The 17,282-nt window shown below is 74.2% G+C and carries 16 protein-coding genes; 8 read left to right on the top strand and 8 right to left on the bottom strand.

Annotated features, from left to right (window positions below; genetic code table 11):
• Positions 1–31: 31 nt before the first annotated feature.
• The 3 genes from OHA99_RS21420 to OHA99_RS21410 all read left to right on the top strand — a co-directional run bounded on the left by OHA99_RS21420 (position 32) and on the right by OHA99_RS21410 (position 3,909).
• The gene (locus tag OHA99_RS21420; RefSeq protein WP_405697284.1) at positions 32–445 is read left to right on the top strand and encodes a nitroreductase family deazaflavin-dependent oxidoreductase; all 414 of its coding nucleotides are present in this window, start codon (positions 32–34) and stop codon (positions 443–445) included.
• A 93-nt stretch (positions 446–538) separates the two neighbouring features.
• A complete protein-coding gene (locus tag OHA99_RS21415; RefSeq protein WP_405697282.1) occupies positions 539–3,514 on the top strand; it encodes a BTAD domain-containing putative transcriptional regulator in 2,976 nt (991 codons plus the stop codon).
• Between the two features lie 203 nt (positions 3,515–3,717).
• On the top strand, positions 3,718–3,909 hold the full coding sequence (locus OHA99_RS21410; RefSeq protein WP_153179352.1) for a hypothetical protein: 192 nt from the start codon (positions 3,718–3,720) through the stop codon (positions 3,907–3,909).
• 94 nt (positions 3,910–4,003) lie between these two features.
• Here the strand turns inward: OHA99_RS21410 and OHA99_RS21405 are convergent, their stop codons facing one another.
• The 3 genes from OHA99_RS21405 to OHA99_RS21395 all read right to left on the bottom strand — a co-directional run bounded on the left by OHA99_RS21405 (position 4,004) and on the right by OHA99_RS21395 (position 7,951).
• The gene (locus OHA99_RS21405; protein ID WP_164384336.1) at positions 4,004–4,537 is read right to left on the bottom strand and encodes an LEA type 2 family protein; all 534 of its coding nucleotides are present in this window, start codon (positions 4,535–4,537) and stop codon (positions 4,004–4,006) included.
• Between the two features lie 56 nt (positions 4,538–4,593).
• A complete protein-coding gene (locus OHA99_RS21400) occupies positions 4,594–6,996 on the bottom strand; it encodes a PQQ-binding-like beta-propeller repeat protein (RefSeq protein ID WP_405697280.1) in 2,403 nt (800 codons plus the stop codon).
• A gap of 211 nt (positions 6,997–7,207) precedes the next feature.
• Positions 7,208–7,951, bottom strand: a complete 744-nt coding sequence (locus OHA99_RS21395) for a VOC family protein (protein ID WP_153179349.1) — start codon at positions 7,949–7,951, stop codon at positions 7,208–7,210.
• Between the two features lie 134 nt (positions 7,952–8,085).
• Between OHA99_RS21395 and OHA99_RS21390 the strand changes: the two genes are divergently transcribed.
• The 3 genes from OHA99_RS21390 (at position 8,086) to OHA99_RS21380 (ending at position 10,098) form a co-directional block, all read left to right on the top strand.
• A complete protein-coding gene (locus OHA99_RS21390) occupies positions 8,086–8,721 on the top strand; it encodes a TetR family transcriptional regulator (RefSeq protein WP_153179348.1) in 636 nt (211 codons plus the stop codon).
• Positions 8,722–9,010: 289 nt separating this feature from the next.
• Positions 9,011–9,436, top strand: a complete 426-nt coding sequence (locus OHA99_RS21385) for a pyridoxamine 5'-phosphate oxidase family protein (protein ID WP_153179347.1) — start codon at positions 9,011–9,013, stop codon at positions 9,434–9,436.
• Entirely contained in the window at positions 9,433–10,098 is a 666-nt protein-coding gene (locus tag OHA99_RS21380; RefSeq protein WP_153179346.1) for a pyridoxal 5'-phosphate synthase, read from the top strand. Before OHA99_RS21385 ends, OHA99_RS21380 begins: the two co-directional genes overlap by 4 nt.
• A gap of 7 nt (positions 10,099–10,105) precedes the next feature.
• Here the strand turns inward: OHA99_RS21380 and OHA99_RS21375 are convergent, their stop codons facing one another.
• Positions 10,106–10,723: a GNAT family N-acetyltransferase gene (locus OHA99_RS21375; RefSeq protein ID WP_405697277.1), complete on the bottom strand. Its 618-nt coding sequence runs from the start codon at positions 10,721–10,723 to the stop codon at positions 10,106–10,108.
• Positions 10,724–10,822: 99 nt separating this feature from the next.
• Between OHA99_RS21375 and OHA99_RS21370 the strand changes: the two genes are divergently transcribed.
• Complete coding sequence (locus OHA99_RS21370; protein ID WP_366472208.1) at positions 10,823–12,028, top strand: NAD(P)/FAD-dependent oxidoreductase; 1,206 nt, start codon at positions 10,823–10,825, stop codon at positions 12,026–12,028.
• On the opposite strand, the gene OHA99_RS21365 is transcribed toward OHA99_RS21370, so the two are convergent.
• Both OHA99_RS21365 and OHA99_RS21360 read right to left on the bottom strand, forming a co-directional pair.
• Entirely contained in the window at positions 12,025–12,915 is an 891-nt protein-coding gene (locus tag OHA99_RS21365) for a hypothetical protein (protein ID WP_153179343.1), read from the bottom strand. The genes OHA99_RS21370 and OHA99_RS21365 overlap by 4 nt on opposite strands.
• 20 nt (positions 12,916–12,935) lie before the next feature.
• Positions 12,936–14,255, bottom strand: a complete 1,320-nt coding sequence (locus OHA99_RS21360) for an MFS transporter (RefSeq protein ID WP_153179342.1) — start codon at positions 14,253–14,255, stop codon at positions 12,936–12,938.
• 71 nt (positions 14,256–14,326) lie between these two features.
• Here OHA99_RS21360 and OHA99_RS21355 point away from each other — a divergent pair, with 71 nt between their 5' ends.
• Positions 14,327–15,451: a GlxA family transcriptional regulator gene (locus tag OHA99_RS21355; protein ID WP_405697274.1), complete on the top strand. Its 1,125-nt coding sequence runs from the start codon at positions 14,327–14,329 to the stop codon at positions 15,449–15,451.
• A 290-nt stretch (positions 15,452–15,741) separates the two neighbouring features.
• Here the strand turns inward: OHA99_RS21355 and OHA99_RS21350 are convergent, their stop codons facing one another.
• Both OHA99_RS21350 and OHA99_RS21345 read right to left on the bottom strand, forming a co-directional pair.
• Complete coding sequence (locus OHA99_RS21350) at positions 15,742–16,218, bottom strand: ATP-binding protein (RefSeq protein ID WP_405697272.1); 477 nt, start codon at positions 16,216–16,218, stop codon at positions 15,742–15,744.
• Positions 16,219–16,732: 514 nt separating this feature from the next.
• Entirely contained in the window at positions 16,733–17,242 is a 510-nt protein-coding gene (locus OHA99_RS21345; protein WP_153179340.1) for an EF-hand domain-containing protein, read from the bottom strand.
• Positions 17,243–17,282 lie beyond the last annotated feature (40 nt).

Below are 17,282 nucleotides of genomic sequence, written 5' to 3'. Positions count from 1 at the left end.
GAGGCCCGCGAGAAGGGAGCGTGAACGAACGATGTCGTCCTACGCCGAGACCAAGTACCGGGCCGTGACGGCCTTCCAGCGCCGGCTCAACGCCGTCGTGCGCCGGCTGCCCGGCCAGACCCTGCTGGAGACCACCGGCCGCGTCTCCGGCCTGCCCCGCCGCACCCCGGTGGGCGGGCGCCGGACCGGCGACTCCTTCTGGCTGGTGTCGGAGTTCGGCGAGCGGTCCCAGTACGTCCGCAACATCCGGGCCGATCCGCGGGTCCGGGTCCGGCTGCGGGGCCGCTGGTACCCGGGCACGGCCCACCTCCTGCCCGACGACGACCCGCTCGCCCGGCTGCGCCGCCTCCCGCGCGGCAACAGCCTCGCGGTGCGGGCGATGGGCGTCGGGACGGGGCTGCTCACGGTACGGGTGGAGCTGGAGGGGCAGGGGACGGAAAGCTGATGAAGAACCTGTGATCGGCGTCGCCCACGGCTGACGTGGTCGGCATGAACAAGGCAAACTGACCTGGTTGCTCAGGATGTCTAGGGGGACGGCATGGACGGTGGACCGCGGGTTCCGGAGCAGCGGCGTCCCGGACACCCGGCGGAACCGGACGGGTCGGCCGCGCTCCGCTTCGGCGTGCTCGGACCCGTGCGCGCCTGGCGCGGCGAGGAGACGCTGGCCACCGGCTCGCCCCAGCAACGCGCGCTGCTGGCCGCCCTGCTGCTGCGCGAGGGCCGTACGGCCACCGCGGCCGAGCTGATCGACGCCCTGTGGGGCGAGGAGCCGCCGTCGCAGGCGCTGGCGGCGCTGCGGACGTACGCGTCCCGGCTGCGGAAGGTCCTGGACCCCGGGGTGCTGGCCAGCGAGTCGGGCGGGTACGCCGTGCGGGGCCTGGCCGACGGGGCGTTGGACCTGGCGCGGGCGCAGAACCTGGCCGTGGAGGCCGAGAAGGCCAGGAGCGCCGGGGACCTGTGCCACGCCCGTGACCTGCTGCGCCGGGCGCTGGCCCTGTGGGACGGCGAGGTCCTGGCCGGCGTGCCGGGCCCGTACGCCCAAACACAGCGCGTGCGGCTGGGCGAGTGGCGGCTCCAACTCCTCGAGACCCGGCTCGACATGGACCTGGAGCAGGGCTGCCACGCCGAGTCCGTCTCGGAACTGACGGCGCTCACGGCGGCCCACCCCCTGCGCGAACGCCTGCGGGAGCTGCTGATGCTGGCCCTGTACCGCAGCGGACGCCAGGCGGAGGCGCTCGCGGTCTACGCGGACACGCGGCGCCTGCTCGCCGACGAGCTGGGCGTCGACCCGCGCCCCGGCCTCCAGGAACTCCAGCAGCGCATCCTCCGGGCCGACCCGCACCTGGCCGAGCCTCCCGCACCGGACGCGGGGGCGGCGCCGCTCCCGGTGCGTCCGGCGCAACTGCCGGCCACCGTGCCCGACTTCACCGGCCGCGCGTCCTTCGTGCGCGAGCTGAGCGGCGTCCTGTCCGCGGCGTCCGGGGGCACGGCGACGGGCCGGGTGATGGCGGTGTCGGCGCTGGCCGGCATCGGCGGCGTCGGCAAGACGACCCTCGCGGTGCACGTCGCCCACCAGGCGCGGGCCGCCTTCCCGGACGGACAGCTGTACGTCGACCTCCAGGGCGCCGGCGCACGGCCCGCGGAGCCGGAGACGGTGCTGGGTTCCTTCCTGCGCGCCCTGGGCACCGCCGACTCGGCCGTCCCGGACTCCCTGGAGGAGCGGGCCGCCCTGTACCGCTCGGTCCTCGACGGCCGCCGGGTCCTCGTCCTCCTGGACAACGCCCGCGACGCCGCCCAGGTGCGGCCCCTGCTGCCGGGCACGGAGGGCTGCGCCGCGCTGGTGACGGCACGGGTGCGGATGGTGGACCTGGCCGGGGCGCACCTGGTCGACCTGGACGTGATGTCGCCCGAGGAGGCGCTGGCCCTCTTCACGAAGATCGTGGGCGAGGAGCGGGTGGCCTCGGAGCGGGAGGCGGCGCTCGACGTGGTCGGCGCGTGCGGTTTCCTGCCGCTGGCGATCCGCGTCGCCGCGTCCCGGCTGGCGGCCCGCCGCACGTGGACCGTCTCCGTCCTGGCGGCGAAACTGGCGGACGAGCGACGCCGGCTGGACGAGCTCCAGGCCGGTGACCTGGCGGTCGAGGCCACCTTCGAGCTGGGCTACGGCCAGCTGGAACCGGCCCAGGCACGCGCCTTCCGGCTGCTGGGCCTGGCGGACGGCCCGGACATCTCCCTCGCGGCCGCGGCGGCGGTCCTGGACCTCCCGGCGCAGGACACGGAGGACCTCCTGGAGTCCCTGGTGGACACGTCGTTGCTGGAATCGGCGGCGCCGGGCCGCTACCGCTTCCACGACCTGGTCCGCCTCTACGCGCGTGCCTGCGCGGAGCGGGACGAGCGGCCGCCCAGCGAGCGGGCGGCGGCGCTGTCGCGGCTGCTGGACTTCTACCTGGCGACGGCCGCGGGGGTGTACGCGATCGAACGGCCCGGGGACCGGACGGTCGCCCACCTGGAACCCACCTCCTACACGGGTCTCTCGTTCGAGGACCGGGGCGAGGCCCTGGACTGGCTCTTCACGGAGGCCCAGAACCTGCTGGCCTGCGCGCAGCAGCAGGTGTCCGGCAGCGAACTGCGCCGGGCGGTCGACCTCCTCTGGGCGACCAAGGACCTGGCCGAGTCCGGAGCCAACGCCCGGCAGTACGAGACGGCCGCGACGACGCTGCGCGACGTGGCGAGGGCCACCGCCGACATCCGGGCGGAGAGCCGGGCCAGGACCGCTCTGTCCAACGTCTTCCTGGCGGCGGGCCAGTACTCCAGGGCGGACGACGAGGCGCGGATCGCCATCGAGCTCGCCACCGAGGCGGCGGACGCCACGCCCATCGGCTGGGCGGCCACCGACCGGGGCATCATCGCGCTCAGCCAAGGGCGTTACGAGGAGGCGGAGGAGCTGCTGACGATCGCCCGGGACGGCTACCGCGCGGACGACAACCGTCCCGGCGAGGCGAGCGCCCTGTGCAACCTCTCGCGGCTGCACGAGCGCATGAACCGCACCCACAGCGCGGTCGCGCTGGCCCAACAGGGGGTGGACATCTTCCGGCAGCTCGGTCTCACGCTGCGCCTCGCGAACGCCCGTTACGCGCTCGGGGTGGCACTGTTGCGGGCGGGCCAGCACGCGGAGGGCCTGCGGCAGATGCAGGACGCCCTGGTGATGTTCGGCAACAACCGCCAGCGCCTGTGGGAGGGCACCGCCCACTTCCGCATCGCGCAGCTGCACCTGGTCGCGAAACGGCCCGCGGCGGCGGCCCAGCACGCCGAACAGGCCCTGGCGATCGGCTTCATCGGCGGCGACCTCATCCGGGGCAGCGTCCTGAACACCCTGGGCCAGAGCCTGAGCGCGCTGGGACAGAGCGGCCGGGCGCGCGCCTGCTGGGACGAGGCCCTGACGCTGCTGGAACGCGCCGACGCCCCCGAGGCGTCGGAGGTGCGCCGCCTGCTCGCCTCACCCGTCGACGCCGCATAACGGGGCGTCGGCACGGGCGTTCATCGAACGTTTATGGCCACGGGCCAAGCTCTTACCCGGATCCGTCGCGTCGGGGGGCAGACGGGTCACGCACCGCGGCCACCCACCCGGGAGACCGCGCGGGCCTCTGTCCGGCGATACTCGGGGGAGTCGCCGGACAGAGGCGATCGGTACCCGTACGCAACGAGTTTCAGGGGAGCAGCATGAGCGAGACCGAGAAGAAGCCGGCGGACGTCGTCACCATGGAGAACCACGCTCCCGCACCGCCCGTCGGCGGCGAGGCCAAGCTCCTGGAGAACCACGCTCCCCAGCCTCCGGCCGACGAGCAGATCACGACCCTGGAGAACCACGCTCCGGCGCCGCCCGCCCTGGACCTGGACGGCGACGGCAAGTAGACCTTTTCCGGCACGGGGATCGGCCGCGGCGGCGCGGAGGGGAAGCCGCCGCGGCCGACGTGTGTCCGGGCCCGGCCGTGCCCGCGTCACGGGGTCACGACGGTGACGTCACCGTCTCGTCCAGTTGGCACTCGTACGGGGGTTCGTAGCCGTCGAAGGGGATGTGCACCTCGGTCACGCCCCGCGCGGGGACGGTGACCTCCTCATGGCCCTCGGCGAGCTCCCTGTCGGACACGTCGATGAAGCGGACGGTGACGGGGAACGTGTACTCGCTGTCGTTCGGGTTGGTGACCTCGACGGTGGCGTACGGCTCGGTCTCCGTGGCGCATGCGATCAGTTCCAGGGTGGCGGACATGGCGTGGGTGTCGCCGCCGCCCGAGCCGCCGTCGTCGGTGTCGTCGTCGTGGTAGCCGCTGCCGCCGCTGCCGTAGGTGTCGTCGTCGTCCTTGTAGGCGCCGCCGCCCGATGTGGACGACGAACCGTCGTGGTCCTGGCTGGAGCTGCTGCAGCCGCCGCCCCCGTCGCCTCCGTGACCGTGGCCGTGGCGGCCGGTCGAGAAGCCGGTCAGGCTGAGGACCACCAGTGCCGAGATCGCCGTGTACCTGAGTGCTCGCCCCCGTGGTGTCATGACGATCACGCTAGGGAACGCATGTCACGGACACGTCACCGGTCGGGTACGGCCGCTCACGTCGTACGGGCCGTCCCCGTGCCCTTCTCCGCGTCCAGGGCGTACACGCAGCGGTCCTTGCTGCACGCGTACACGATGCCGTCGCGGACGACCGGGGAGCCGGTGATCTCGCCGCCGGTGGCGAGCTTCCAGCGCAGGCGGCCGTCGTCGGCCTTCAGCGTGTAGAGCAGGTGGTCGGACGAGCCGAAGTGGATGCGGCCCTCGGCGACCGCGGGCGCGCCCACGATGTCGCCGCCCGCCTGGAAGCGCCACTTGGGCGTGCCGGTGACCGCGTCCAGCGTGTAGAGGCCCTTGCCGCTGCCCACGTGGACGTGGCCGGCGGCGACCAGGACCGGGTCGGTCGAGGAGCGGGCCTCGGTGGCGATGCGCCAGCGGTCGCGGCCGTCGGTGGCGTCGAGGGCGTAGACGGTGCCGAGGTAGTCGGCGAGGTAGACGCCGCCGCCGGTGACGGCCGGGCCCGGCACGAAGGTGGGCGGGGCCAGGAAGACCGCCGGGGCCTCGAAGTGCCAGCGGACGTGGCCGGAGGTGACCTCCAGGGCGAGGACGCGGGTGCCGGCCGCGACGTACACGTAGCCGTCGGGGGCCTGGGTGAGGCGGACCGGGACGCCGCCGCAGGAGGCCGCGTCGCCGATCGGGTACGACCAGCGCTCGTCGCCGGTACGGGCGTCCAGGGCGCGCAGGCGGGCGTCCTGCCAGACGTAGGCCGTACCGTCGTGGAGCGCGGCGCCCGCCTCCGGGGACTCGAAGTCGGTCTGGGCGCCGGTGACCTCCCAGAGCTTCTGGCCGGCCGAGGCCTCCCAGGCCTGGACGCCGCCGCCGCGGGTGGCGGTGAGGACGGTGCCGCGCTCGGCCTGGAGGGAGTACACCCAGGCGTCGGTCTGCACGCGCCACAGGTCGGCGCCCTCGCGGGCGTCCAGGGCGAAGAGAGTGGGGCCGTCGGAGGCGTGGATGCGGCCGTCCGCGACCGCCATCGACCAGGCGACGTCCCGGGTCTTGAAGCGGCGCCGTCCGGTGCCCACGTCCAGGGCGTGCACCTCGAAGGAGGTGACGTAGACCAGGTCCTCGGCGACCCGGGGGGTGCCCCAGACGTCGTTGGACATGCGGAACCGCCAGGGCCGCCAGCCGGCCGGCGACGCCTCCGGGGTGGGGGACGGCGCGGGCGACGGGGCCGGTACGGCGGGGTCGGCGCCGTTGACGCCGGGGCGCGGGCGGGACCAGGACGCGGCGAGGGCGGACTCCGGCGGGGGCGCGGCGACGGCGGCGGCGCGCATGTCGGCGACGCGCGGTCCGGGGCCGATGGGCACCGCGGCGCCGGGCAGCCGGACCGGCCCGCCGTCGGGGGCGCCGACGGGAACGGGCACCGCCGGGCCGTGCGGGGGCGGCGCCGGTACGACGGGGTCGTGGGCGGGCGGGGGCGGCAGCGGGGGCGCGTGGGCGGGCCCGCGGACGCCGGACGGGCCCGGTCCGCGGCCGCCGGCCGGGGTGGCGGGCCTGACCGCGGGGCGGCCGCCCCGGCGGCCCTCGATGAGGCTCACGGCCCGCTCGGGCAGCCAGGCCGACGCCGTGCCGCTGTCGTCGGAACCGGAGCCGAAGAGGTGCGGGGCGAGCTGGGCCTGGAGGTCGGCCGGGTTGGGGCGTCCGGTGGCCTCCATCTGCATGCAGGACTCGATGAGCGGGCGCAGCTCGTCGGGCAGGCCCTCCAGGTCGGGGCCCTCGCGCAGCAGCATGAAGACCGTCTCGACCGGGTTGGCGCCGTGGAAGGGCGGGTGTCCCGTGGCGGCGAAGACCAGCATCGAGCCGAGCGAGAACACGTCACTGGCACCGGTGACGCTGCGGGAGTCCTTCGCCTGCTCCGGTGACATGTAGGCGGGGGTGCCGACGGCGACGTTGGTCATGGTCAGCCGGGTGTTCGAGACGCCGGACGCGATGCCGAAGTCGATCACGCGGGGGCCGTCCTCGACGACGAGGACGTTGGAGGGCTTCAGGTCGCGGTGGACCAGGCCCGCGCCGTGGATCGACTGGAGCGCCTCCGCGACGCCGGCCGCCAGCCAGCGCACCGCCTGGGCGGGCATCGGCCCGCACTCGTTCACTATTTCCTCGAGGGAGGGTGCGGGCACGTAGGCGGTGGCCAGCCACGGCACCGCGGCGCGCGGGTCGGCGTCGACCACGGCCGCCGTGTAGAAGCCCGAGACCGCGCGGGCCGCCTCCACCTCGCGGGTGAAGCGGACGCGGAACAGCTGGTCCTCGGCCAGTTCCGTGCGCACCGTCTTGATCGCCACGCGCCGCCCGGACGCCGAGCGCGCGAGATAGACCAGCCCCATGCCGCCGGCGCCGAGCCGGCCCAGCACCTCGAACGGCCCGATCCGCCGCGGATCGTGCTGCGTCAGCTGATCCACCACTTGCCTGCCACCTCCCCGTACGGGCCGCGCCACCCACTTATGCACGCGACCGAAGTGCAGCGTCTCACCACCGCACCTCCGTGGCGCCACGCACCCCGATTCTTCCTGTCCGAGGCGCTGGTGGCGAACCTGGCGACAATCGGGGTGTCTTGCCTGATTCCGGGCAAAGGTGAGTGTGCGGCATCCGCCGCGTGCCCTCGTCCGGCCCCGTTCAGCGTTGCAGCAGCGCGAACGACGCCCCCTGGCCGTCCGAGACCACGGCCACCCGCCCGTACGACGTCCCGAAGGGCGGGACCCGCACCCGCCCGCCGAGCCGGGCCACCGTCGCGAGCCCGGCGGTCACGTCCTCCACCAGGAAGTGGACGAGGAAGTGCGGCGGCATCTCGGCGGGGAAGACGTCCGAGACCCGGGCACGGCCGAAGTCGGGGGAGGCGTCCGGACCGAAGAGCGCGTCGTGGAAGAGGTCGCCGTAGAAGGCGTTGGCGGCCTCCGTGTCCCGGGTGTACAGCTCGGCCCAGGCGAAGGCGCCCGGCACGCCCCGGCGCCCGAAGCCGGTACGGCGGCCCGGCTGCCAGAGCCCGAAGACCGCACCGTCGGGGTCGGCGGCGAGGGCGGCGCTGCCCAGGTCGCCGACCGGGTGGGGCGGGGTGACGACCTGACCGCCGCCCGCCCGGATCCGCGCGGTGAGGGCGGCGGCGTCCGGGGTGTGGAAGTACACGGACCACACGGTGGGCATCCGGCCGTCCGTCTTGCGGACCAGCGCGGCGACCGGCTCCCCGTCCAGGCATGCCCGCACGGACTCCCCCGCCGCGTCTTCCTCCGTCCCCGCGTCCTGGAAGGTCCAGCCGAACAGCTCGCCGTAGAAGCGTTTGCCCGCCTCCACGTCGGAGAGTTGCGCGTCCACCCAGCAGGGGACGCCCTCTCGCCTCTTCTCGAATGCCCCGTTTTCGGCCATGCCGTCAAAATAGCCGCGCGGCCCGCACCGCGCAGACCGGGCACACCCGTCTCTCTCCGCTCCCGCACCCCATTTGCAGTCGGCCGAATCGCGCTCGGATCACCCGTCGGTAAGCTGACGGCATGACAGGACAAGTGCGTACCGTCGACGGCCGCGTGGCCGGTCGGCGTGGGCAGGCGACCCGGCAGAAACTGCTCGACTGCCTCAGCGAAATGCTCAGCTCCTCCCCCTATCGCGATGTCAAAGTCATCGATGTCGCCCGCCGGGCGGGCACCTCGCCCGCGACCTTCTACCAGTACTTTCCGGACGTCGAGGGTGCCGTCCTGGAGATCGCCGAGCGCATGGCCGCCGAAAGCACCTCGCTGACCGAGCTGACGGCGGGCCGCTCCTGGGTCGGCAAGGCGGGCTGGCAGACGGCACAGGAACTCGTCGACGGATTCCTGGACTTCTGGCGCAAGAACGACGCGATTCTGCGTGTGGTGGATCTCGGCGCGGCGGAGGGCGACAAGCGGTTCGCCAAAATCCGCATGAAGATCCTGAATTCGGTGAACTCCTCCCTCACGGATTCCGTCGCCGATCTCCAGGCAAAGGGCAAGGTCGACAAGGACGTGAACCCCGCGGCGATCGCCGGGTCACTCGTCGTCATGCTCGCGGCCGCCGCCTCGCACCAGAAGGGGTTCTCTTCCTGGGGTGTGAAACAGGCGGAACTCAAGCCGCATCTCGCCCTGTTGACGTATCTCGGCATCACCGGAAAGAAGCCCGCCAAGTAAGTGCGCCGCGCGGCGGCCTGTCATTTCCCCGCTCCGCCGCGTCGCCTCCCGCACCTCCGGCCGCCCCTCGCACCTCCGCCCCTCGCACCTCCGGCCCCCGTGCCGCCCCGTCGGCCGCCCGCTCGAACTCGGCGACCGTGCCCCCGGCCCTCCGGCCGCGCCGCACGATGTCCAGCGCCTCGAAGTTCGGCCCGCGACGGCCCCGGACGGGGAGCGACCGGGGAACAGCCGCCCACCCGGCCGACGTTGTGACCGGCATCCGTACCCGCATCCGCTGGAGGAGACCACCGTGGCCCTGACCCGCGAAGAGCGTGAGACGTTCCTGGCCGAGCCGCACATCGCCGCGCTCGCGGTCGACGCGGGAGCGGGCCGCGCCCCGCTGACCGTGCCGATCTGGTACCAGTACGAGCCCGGCGGCGAGGTGTGGATCACGACGGGCCTCGACAGCCGCAAGAACGACCTGATCAGCAGGGCGGGCCGGTTCTCGCTGATGGTCGACCGGCTGGAGCCCACCATCCGCTACGTGTCGGTGGAGGGGCCGGTCGTCGGGACGGTCACCGCGACCGAGGAGCACGTGCGGGAGATGTCCGCGCGCTATCTCCCGGCCGAGAAGGTCGACGGCTACGTCGCCTTCGCCATGGCGAACCACGGCGAGCAGGTCGTCGTCCGCATGCGGCCCGAGCGCTGGGTCTCCTCCGACCTCGGCTCCGTGTGAGGAGCGTGGACGAGCTGCTGAGGTCGCTGCGGGTGTGGGACCCCGCGGTGACCGAGCTGCCGCCCCTCGACCCGGCCGGTGCGCCCGGCGACCCGCTGGAGCTGTTCACCCGCTGGTTCGCCGAGGCGGCCCGGGCCGGCGAGCGCGAGCCGCACACGGTGTCGCTGGCGACGGCGGACGCCGAGGGCCTGCCGGACGCGCGCGTCGTCATGCTGCACGGCGCCGACGCGGACGGCTGGGCCTTCGCCACCCACGCCGACAGCCGCAAGGGCCGCCAGCTCGCCGCCCGCCCGTACGCCGCGCTCGTCTTCTACTGGCCGGTGCTGGGCCGCCAGGTGCGCCTGCGCGGCCCGGTGACCGTCGCCCCGGGCGACGAGGCGCGGGCCGACCTGCACGCGCGCTCGACCGGCGCGCTGGCCGCCGCGCTCACCGGCCGGCAGAGCGCGGAACTGGGCTCCACGGACGAGCTGGCCCGCGCCTCCGAGGCGGCCTGGGAGCGGGCCGGCCGCGAACCGGACGCCCCGGTCCCGTCCTGGACGCTGTACCGGCTGCGACCCGACGAGGTGGAGTTCTTCCAGGGCGAGGCCCGCCGGCGCCACGTACGGCTGTCCTACCGGCGGACGGAGGACGGCGGCTGGGAGCGGCGGCTGCTGTGGCCGTGAACCGCGCTCACCGCGCGGCCGGCGGCGTCGGCTCCTCGTCCGTCGCCAGGCGCGCGTGCAGGTGCACGTCCCGGAACACGTCGTGCCGGCCGGCCTCGAACATCGCCTCGCGCAGGGTCCCCTCGGCGCGGTAGCCGCTGCGTTCGGCGACCCGGCAGGACGCGTCGTGCCCCACCGCGTGGCCCAGTTCCAGGCGGTGGAGGCCGATTTCCGCGTAGGCCCAGCGCGAGGCGAGGAGCAGGGCACGGGTGGCGACGCCCCGGCCCCGGGCCTCGGGGAGCACCCAGTAGCCGATCCTGGCCACCTTCACCTGCCGGCTGATCTCGTTGAGGCCGATGTGTCCCAGCGTCGTACCGCTCTCGTCGTCCGTGATCCGGAACGACGCGGACCTGCCGTCCGCCGCGTCCCGGGCCCGCCCGCGCAGCGACTCACGGGCCCCGGCGAGGTCGGTCCACAGCTTGAGCGGCGTGTTCCAGCGCTGGAACTCGGGGTCCGTACAGCCGCGCAGCCACGTCTCCGCGTCGGCGTCCGAGGCGGCGTCCCAGGCGCGCAGGCGCAGTCCGTGCCCGCGGGGTTCGGGATGGGAGAGGGAGGGGTCGAGGGTGTACATGCGTGTGTGGGCCATCCGGTCATTCAACCGGACCGGTCCCAGTCGTGACCGATCCGCAACCGATTCCGGTCTTGACCGAGACCCATCAAGCGGGGGCGCGATTACGCTCGCCGCATGGCCGACTCCACAGCGTCCGCTGAACCGCCGCAGCCCGCCCACCCCGCGGGCCGCCCCGTGTACGTCATAGGCGCCGGTCCCGGTGGTCTCGCCGTCGCCCACGCGCTGCGCGCCCGAGGTCTGCGGGCGGTGGTCCTGGAACGGGCCGGCCACGTCGGCGACTCCTGGCGGCGCCACTACGACCGGCTGCGGCTGCACACCACCCGCCGCCTCTCGGCGCTGCCCGGCCTGCCCATGCCGCGCCGCTTCGGACGCTGGGTGGCCCGCGACGACGTGGTGCGCTACCTGGAGAAGTACGCCGAGTACCACCAGTTGGAGATCGTCACCGGGGTGGAGGTCTTCCGCGTCGAGCACGCTCCCGACGGGGCCGGGTGGCTGCTGCACGCCTCCGGCGGCCGGGAGCTGACCGGCGCCGCGGTGGTGGTCGCCACCGGTCACAACCACACCCCGCGGCTTCCGGACTGGCCCGGCCGGGACACGTACACCGGCGAGTTCCGGCACGCCGCCGAGTACCGCTCCCCGGCCCCGTACGCCGGCCGGGACGTCCTGGTGGTCGGGGTCGGCAACACCGGTGCCGAGATCGCCGTGGACCTGGTGGAGGGCGGGGCCGCCCGGGTCCGGCTCTCGGTGCGCACCGCGCCGCACATCGTCCGCCGGTCGACGGCGGGATGGGCCGCCCAGTACAACGGCGTGCTGGTCCGGCGCCTGCCGGCCGCGCTCGCCGACCGGCTGGCCCGTCCGCTGGCCCGGATCAGCACGCCCGACCTCTCCGCCCACGGGCTGCCCCGCCCGGAGACCGGCCTGCTCACCCGTGCCGCCCAGGGCGCGATCCCGGTGCAGGACGTCGGTCTGATCGACGCGGTCCGGGCGGGTCGCGTGGAGGTCGTGGCCGCCGTGGAGGGCTTCGAGGACGGCAAGGCGGTCCTCGCCGACGGCACCCGTCTCGCCCCGGACGCGGTGATCGCGGCCACGGGGTACCGGCGGGGCCTGGAGGGGCTGGTCGGCCACCTCGGCGTCCTCGACGGCACCGGCAGGCCGGTCGTGCACGGGGGCCGTACGCCGTCCGGTGCCCCCGGCCTGTACTTCACGGGGTTCACCAACCCGATCAGCGGGATGCTGCGGGAGCTGGCGCGCGACGCCGGGCGGATCGCCGGGGCGGTGGCGAAGCGGGAGGCGGGGCGGGTGTCGCGGCTGCCGGGCTAGTCGCGGGTGAGGATGCGCAGGTCACCGGAGTCGGGGTCGCCGAGCACCACGAAGAGTTCCGGGTCCTGTTCGGTGCCGCCGACCGTCCAGTACGTCTCCCCGCCGCACTCGCCGTTGGGACGCAGCAGGACGCCGTCGCGGTCGGTGTCCATGAACTCGTTCTCCCGTTCGAGCGTCCACGTGCCGGTCCCGTCGCACACGGAGAAGTCACCCTCCTCGTCGGCGCCCCGTCGGGCCGGCAGGCGGGTCAGTTCGGCCCGTCCGTCCGGGTTCAGCCGCAGCAGACTCCCGTGCGCGCCGTGCCAGTCCCCGGTGAGCTGCCCGGCGGACAGCCGAGGGGGTTCGTAGGTGTCGGTCAGGGCGGCCGCCGGTATTCCGCACCCGACGAAGAGGACGAAGCTCGCGACCGCCGAACCGAGCCAGACCCTCCGCCCTCTCCAGGGCCGTCCGCGCAGGCGGTCGAGGACCAGCACCGGCAGGACACCGGCCCCGGCGAACCACGGGAGGGTGTCGCCGAGCGGCCACCCCCACAGCAGGCGTCCCAGCACCGACCAGCCGGCGCCGATCAGTACGGAGACCCCCAGGTGCCAGGCCCACTCCGGTCCCGGGAGGGCACCGGGCCGCAGGCCGGCCAGGGCCGCCGCGGGTGTGATCTGCAAGGTCGCGTGCACCAGCCCGAGCAGCGGCAGGACCACCGGCACGCAGCAGATGCCCAGGTAGGCACCGCCCGGGTACCCGTAGTCGTCCCCGCCCGCCTCCAGGGCGAGCCACCACGCCAGCCACACCAGCGGCAGCTGCCCCGCGCACAGTGCGGCCGCCCGGTTCCATTCGTCGTTCGGCCGCACGGTCCGCCGGTCACCGGGATTCCCCGTCTTCCCCCACCCCATGCCCGCACCCTACGACCTGCTCATGACAGCGCGGCCACCGGAGCCGCCCGCCGCCGGATCACCAGCGCCATCAGCGCCGCAGCCGCGCACAGCGCACCGGAGGCGATCCACACCACGTCGTAGGAGCCGAAGCGGTCGCGGGCCACGCCGCCGAGGAAGGCGACGAGGGCGGCGCCCACCTGGTGGGAGGCGAGGACCCAGCCGAAGACGATCGCGCTGTCCTCGCCGTAGTGCTCGCGGCACAGGGCGAGGGTGGGCGGGACGGTGGCGACCCAGTCGAGGCCGTAGAAGACGATGAAGAAGAGCATCGGCGGGTGGACGCTGGGCGCGAGCAGCATGGGGAGGAAGAGGAGGGAGACGCCGCGCAGGGCGTAGTACACGGCGAGCAGGCGGCGCGGTTCGAAGCGGTCGGTGAACCAGCCGGAGGCGATCGTGCCGACCACGTCGAACACCCCGATGACGGCCAGCAGCGAGGCCGCGGCGGTGATCGGCATGCCGTGGTCGTGGGCGGCGGGCACGAAGTGGGTCTGGATCAGGCCGTTGGTGGAGGCGCCGCAGATCGCGAAGGTGCCGGCCAGGAGCCAGAACGGGCCGGTGCGGACGGCGGAGAACAGGACCGTCACGGCGCGGCGGGCGGCGCCGGGCACGGGGGCGGGCTTGGGCACGAACTCCTTCGCGCCGTACGGCTTCTGGCCGACGTCGGCCGGGTGGTCGTGCAGGAGGAGCCAGACGAAGGGGACGACGGCCAGGGCGGCGAGGGCGACGGTGACGGCCGCCGGGCGCCAGTCGTACGTCTCGACGATCCAGGACAGCAGCGGCAGGAAGATCAGCTGGCCGGAGGCGGAGGCGGCGGTGAGGACGCCGGTGACCAGGCCGCGCCGCTCGGTGAACCAGCGGTTGGTGACGGTGGCGGCGAAGGCCAGGGCCATGGAGCCGGAGCCGAGGCCGACCAGCAGGCCCCAGCAGAGGATGAGCTGCCAGGCGGAGTCCATCCACACGGTCAGGCCGGAGCCGAGCGCGATCACCAGCAGGGCGACGGCGACGACCCGCCGGATGCCGAAGCGGTCCATCAGCGCGGCGGCGAAGGGGGCGGTGAGCCCGTAGAGGGCGAGGTTGACGGAGACGGCCGCGCCGATCGTGCCGCGCGACCAGCCGAAGTCGGCGTGGAGCGGGTCGATGAGGATGCCGGGCAGGGAGCGGAAGGCGGCGGCCCCGATGATCGTCACGAAGGTGACGGCGGCGACCCACCAGGCGCGGTGCACGCGGGTGCGGCGGCTCGGTCGGGTGGGCTCCGGCTGGTTCACGGGAGCCGCTGCGGCTGCGTCGCTTGTCTGGGTCACGTCACTGAGTCTCCGCAGCGGGCCACGCCCGGACGAGTGGCCCGGAGGACAGCGTTCGCTAGGATCGGGCCATGCCCCTCGCCGCCACCGAGACCTCCGACCGCGCCCCCGCCGAGACCTCCGACCGCGCCCCCGACGGTCACGCCACCGACCACGCCACCGACACCGACCACGCCTCCGGCACCGGCACCGGCACCGGCACCGGCGAGCGTCCGCACCGCGTCGTCGTCCTCGCCCTCGACGGTCTGCTCCCCTTCGAGCTGGGCATCGCGCCGCGCATCTTCGGTCTCGCCCGCGACGAACGGAGGCGCCCGCTGTACGAGGTCGTGACCTGCTCGGTCCGGCCGCCGGGCCCGGTCGCCACGGACGCGGACTTCGCGATCATGGTCGAGAAGGGCCCCGAGGCGCTGGCCACCGCCGACACGGTCGTCGTCCCTGCCTCCTACGAGCTGGGCCCGGTCTACGAGGAGGGCGTGCTGACCGGGGAACTGGCCGCCGCGCTGGCCCTCGTGCGGCCCGGCACCCGACTGGTCGCCATCTGCACGGGCGGGTTCGTACTGGCCGCCGCCGGCTACCTCGACGGCCGCCCGGCGACCACGCACTGGTCCTCGGCCGAGCACTTCCAGCGGCTGTTCCCGAAGGTGCGGGTGGACGCCGACGTGCTGTTCGTGGACGACGGCGACGTGCTCACCTCGGCCGGGGTCGCGGCCGGGATCGACCTGTGCGTGCACATCGTGCGCCGGGACCACGGCACCGCCGTCGCCAACGAGGTGGCCCGGCGCACCGTCGTACCGCCCCACCGGGACGGCGGGCAGGCGCAGTTCATCGAGCGGCCGGTGCCGGACCCGCAGCAGTCCTCCACGACGCGTGCCCGGGCCTGGGCGCTCGGCCGCCTGCACGAGCCGATCCAGCTGCGGGACATGGCCGCCCAGGAGTCGATGTCGGTACGCACCTTCACCCGCCGTTTCCGCGAGGAGGCCGGCGTCAGTCCGGGCCAGTGGCTCGCCCGGCAGCGCGTGGAACGGGCCCGGCACCTGCTGGAGTCCACCGCCCTGTCGGTCGACCAGGTCGCGCGGGACGCGGGGTTCGGCACGGCCCAGTCGATGCGGCAGCATCTCCAGGCCGCGCTCGGGGTCACGCCGACCGGGTACCGGCGCACCTTCCGCGCGGAGTTGTCCACAGCCTGTGGACGATGAGTCCTCGTTGACCGGCGGCGCGGCGCTGTCCGCCCCGAGCACGGCATCGCGCGCCGCCGGCCGACTCCGGCGCCTCCCGCCCGGCTCCCGTCGCCCCCGGGGGAACCGCCGCCGACACGACCCACGCTCGTCGAGGGCTCCGTCACCGAGCCCTCGTCGTCCCCTCGCGGCGAATCGTGGCTCCAAGCGTGAGGAAGCGGTCACGATCCGTCAACCGACGGGTGGGCTTTCCTCGCGTGTGTACCGATTCGCCGGGGACGCGCACGGGAGCAGACCCCGGCGCACGGGCGTCACACGACTTCGTAGGCGAACCCCTGGTACGCCACCGCGCCACCGCCGTCACCGCAGGCGGGTGCGGCGCCCCCGCCCCCGGAGGAACGGTCCAGCTCGCACCAGATGCGCTTGCCGGCGCCCTCCCTGCTCCAGCCCCACCGGTCGGCGAGTCCGTCCACGAGGGCGAGGCCCCGGCCGCCGGTCGCCTCGCCGCCGGCGCAACGGGGCACCGGGGCGCGGTCGCTGGCGTCGTCCACCTCGAGGCGGACGGTGGCGTCCTTCGTCTCGTCGGTCACCGCGCCCGGCAGCACCAGCCGCAGCACCGCCGAACGGCCGGTGTGCACCACGGCGTTGGTGACGAGCTCGGAGACGAGCAGGACGAGCGTCTCGGCGAGTGGCTCATCGGCCCGTATCCCCGACCCGGCCAGGCGTGAACGCGCCCAACGCCGGGCGCGCCCCACTTCCGAGGGGTCTGGACGGACCTCCAGCTGCACTTGAAGCACCTGCACCGCTCACACCATCCGAACCGGCGGACACAAAGGCTCGCGCCTCATGAGGGCCACGATCGTAGCCATTTCCAGCATGGCCAGAACAACGGCCGGGGCGGGGATCACCGAACGTGATTCCCTTGTGGAACAGCATGGTTGACGGACAGTCACGTCAACAAGCGCTTCGGGCATATTCCAGCGCGAAGGAGTACTGGTGCGCCATACTGTGCGACGCACATTCCGGGGAGTCGAACAGGCGGCGGCCGACGGCCGTTCCACCCTGCGGGGCAAGGCGCACACCGTCGGTTCCGGAGCCGCCCCGGGGGCAGCTCCGGCACGGCTGGCGCTCGGGACCACTCGCATCCACCACAAGGTACCGGAGCGTGGCACCGACTCCGGGCCGTAACGGGTCATGCGGCGGACACAACCCGGTATCAACGCTCCGTGATGCCGTTCCGCCACGATCCGCGACATGCGCCACGGGAGCGGGCACGCCCGGGCGGGAGGCTCGGGCCGGGGGCTACTCCGGCACCGTGAACCAGCGGGCGAAGGCCGGGACGATCTCCGTCTCCCCCACCGTGCCGTCGCCGTCCGTGTCGAGCGCGGCGGCGACCGACCGGGCCGTGTCCCCGGGCACCCCGAAGACGGTCAGCGCCCGCGCGGTGTCCGCGACGGTGACCGTCCCGTCGCCGGGGCCGGCGACGGCGAGGGCGGCGTGCAGGAAGGGGCGGGCGATCTCGGCGAACCGCTCCGGCTTGTCGCGCAGCCGCTTGACCGCCGCGGTGACGAACTCCTCACGGGTGATGCGCTGGTCGCCGTCCCGGTCGGCGATGCCCGCCAGTCCCTGCCAGAGCGCCTCCGCACCGCCGTACAGGGCCTGCCCCCGGTCGGAGCGGGCGGCGACGCCGAACTCGGCGAGCAGGGCCTTGGCCGCCCCGCTGAAGTCGGAACGGTCGATGTGGCCGTTGCCGTCCTGGTCGAAGGTGGTGAACCGCGCGGCGATCCTGCGCTCGTACTCGCTGTTGACCATGGTTCTCTCCGGCCGCCTCACGTCGGTGTTCGGGGTACGT

This window comes from Streptomyces coelicoflavus (assembly GCF_045041415.1).
GTDB classification, from domain to species: Bacteria; Actinomycetota; Actinomycetes; order Streptomycetales; family Streptomycetaceae; genus Streptomyces; species Streptomyces coelicoflavus.
The sequence above is the reverse complement of the archived record's forward strand: the minus strand, read 5'-3'. Positions and strand labels throughout refer to the sequence as shown.

What these genes read in the sequence shown, in the direction of transcription:
- OHA99_RS21420 (WP_405697284.1), top strand. Translation starts at nt 32, where the DNA reads ATGTCGTCCTACGCCGAGACCAAGTACCGGGCCGTGACGGCCTTCCAG.
- OHA99_RS21415 (WP_405697282.1), top strand. Translation starts at nt 539, where the DNA reads ATGGACGGTGGACCGCGGGTTCCGGAGCAGCGGCGTCCCGGACACCCG.
- OHA99_RS21410 (WP_153179352.1), top strand. Translation starts at nt 3,718, where the DNA reads ATGAGCGAGACCGAGAAGAAGCCGGCGGACGTCGTCACCATGGAGAAC.
- OHA99_RS21405 (WP_164384336.1), bottom strand. Translation starts at nt 4,537, where the DNA reads ATGACACCACGGGGGCGAGCACTCAGGTACACGGCGATCTCGGCACTG.
- OHA99_RS21395 (WP_153179349.1), bottom strand. Translation starts at nt 7,951, where the DNA reads ATGGCCGAAAACGGGGCATTCGAGAAGAGGCGAGAGGGCGTCCCCTGC.
- OHA99_RS21375 (WP_405697277.1), bottom strand. Translation starts at nt 10,723, where the DNA reads ATGGCCCACACACGCATGTACACCCTCGACCCCTCCCTCTCCCATCCC.
- OHA99_RS21370 (WP_366472208.1), top strand. Translation starts at nt 10,823, where the DNA reads ATGGCCGACTCCACAGCGTCCGCTGAACCGCCGCAGCCCGCCCACCCC.
- OHA99_RS21365 (WP_153179343.1), bottom strand. Translation starts at nt 12,915, where the DNA reads ATGGGGTGGGGGAAGACGGGGAATCCCGGTGACCGGCGGACCGTGCGG.
- OHA99_RS21355 (WP_405697274.1), top strand. Translation starts at nt 14,327, where the DNA reads ATGCCCCTCGCCGCCACCGAGACCTCCGACCGCGCCCCCGCCGAGACC.
- OHA99_RS21345 (WP_153179340.1), bottom strand. Translation starts at nt 17,242, where the DNA reads ATGGTCAACAGCGAGTACGAGCGCAGGATCGCCGCGCGGTTCACCACC.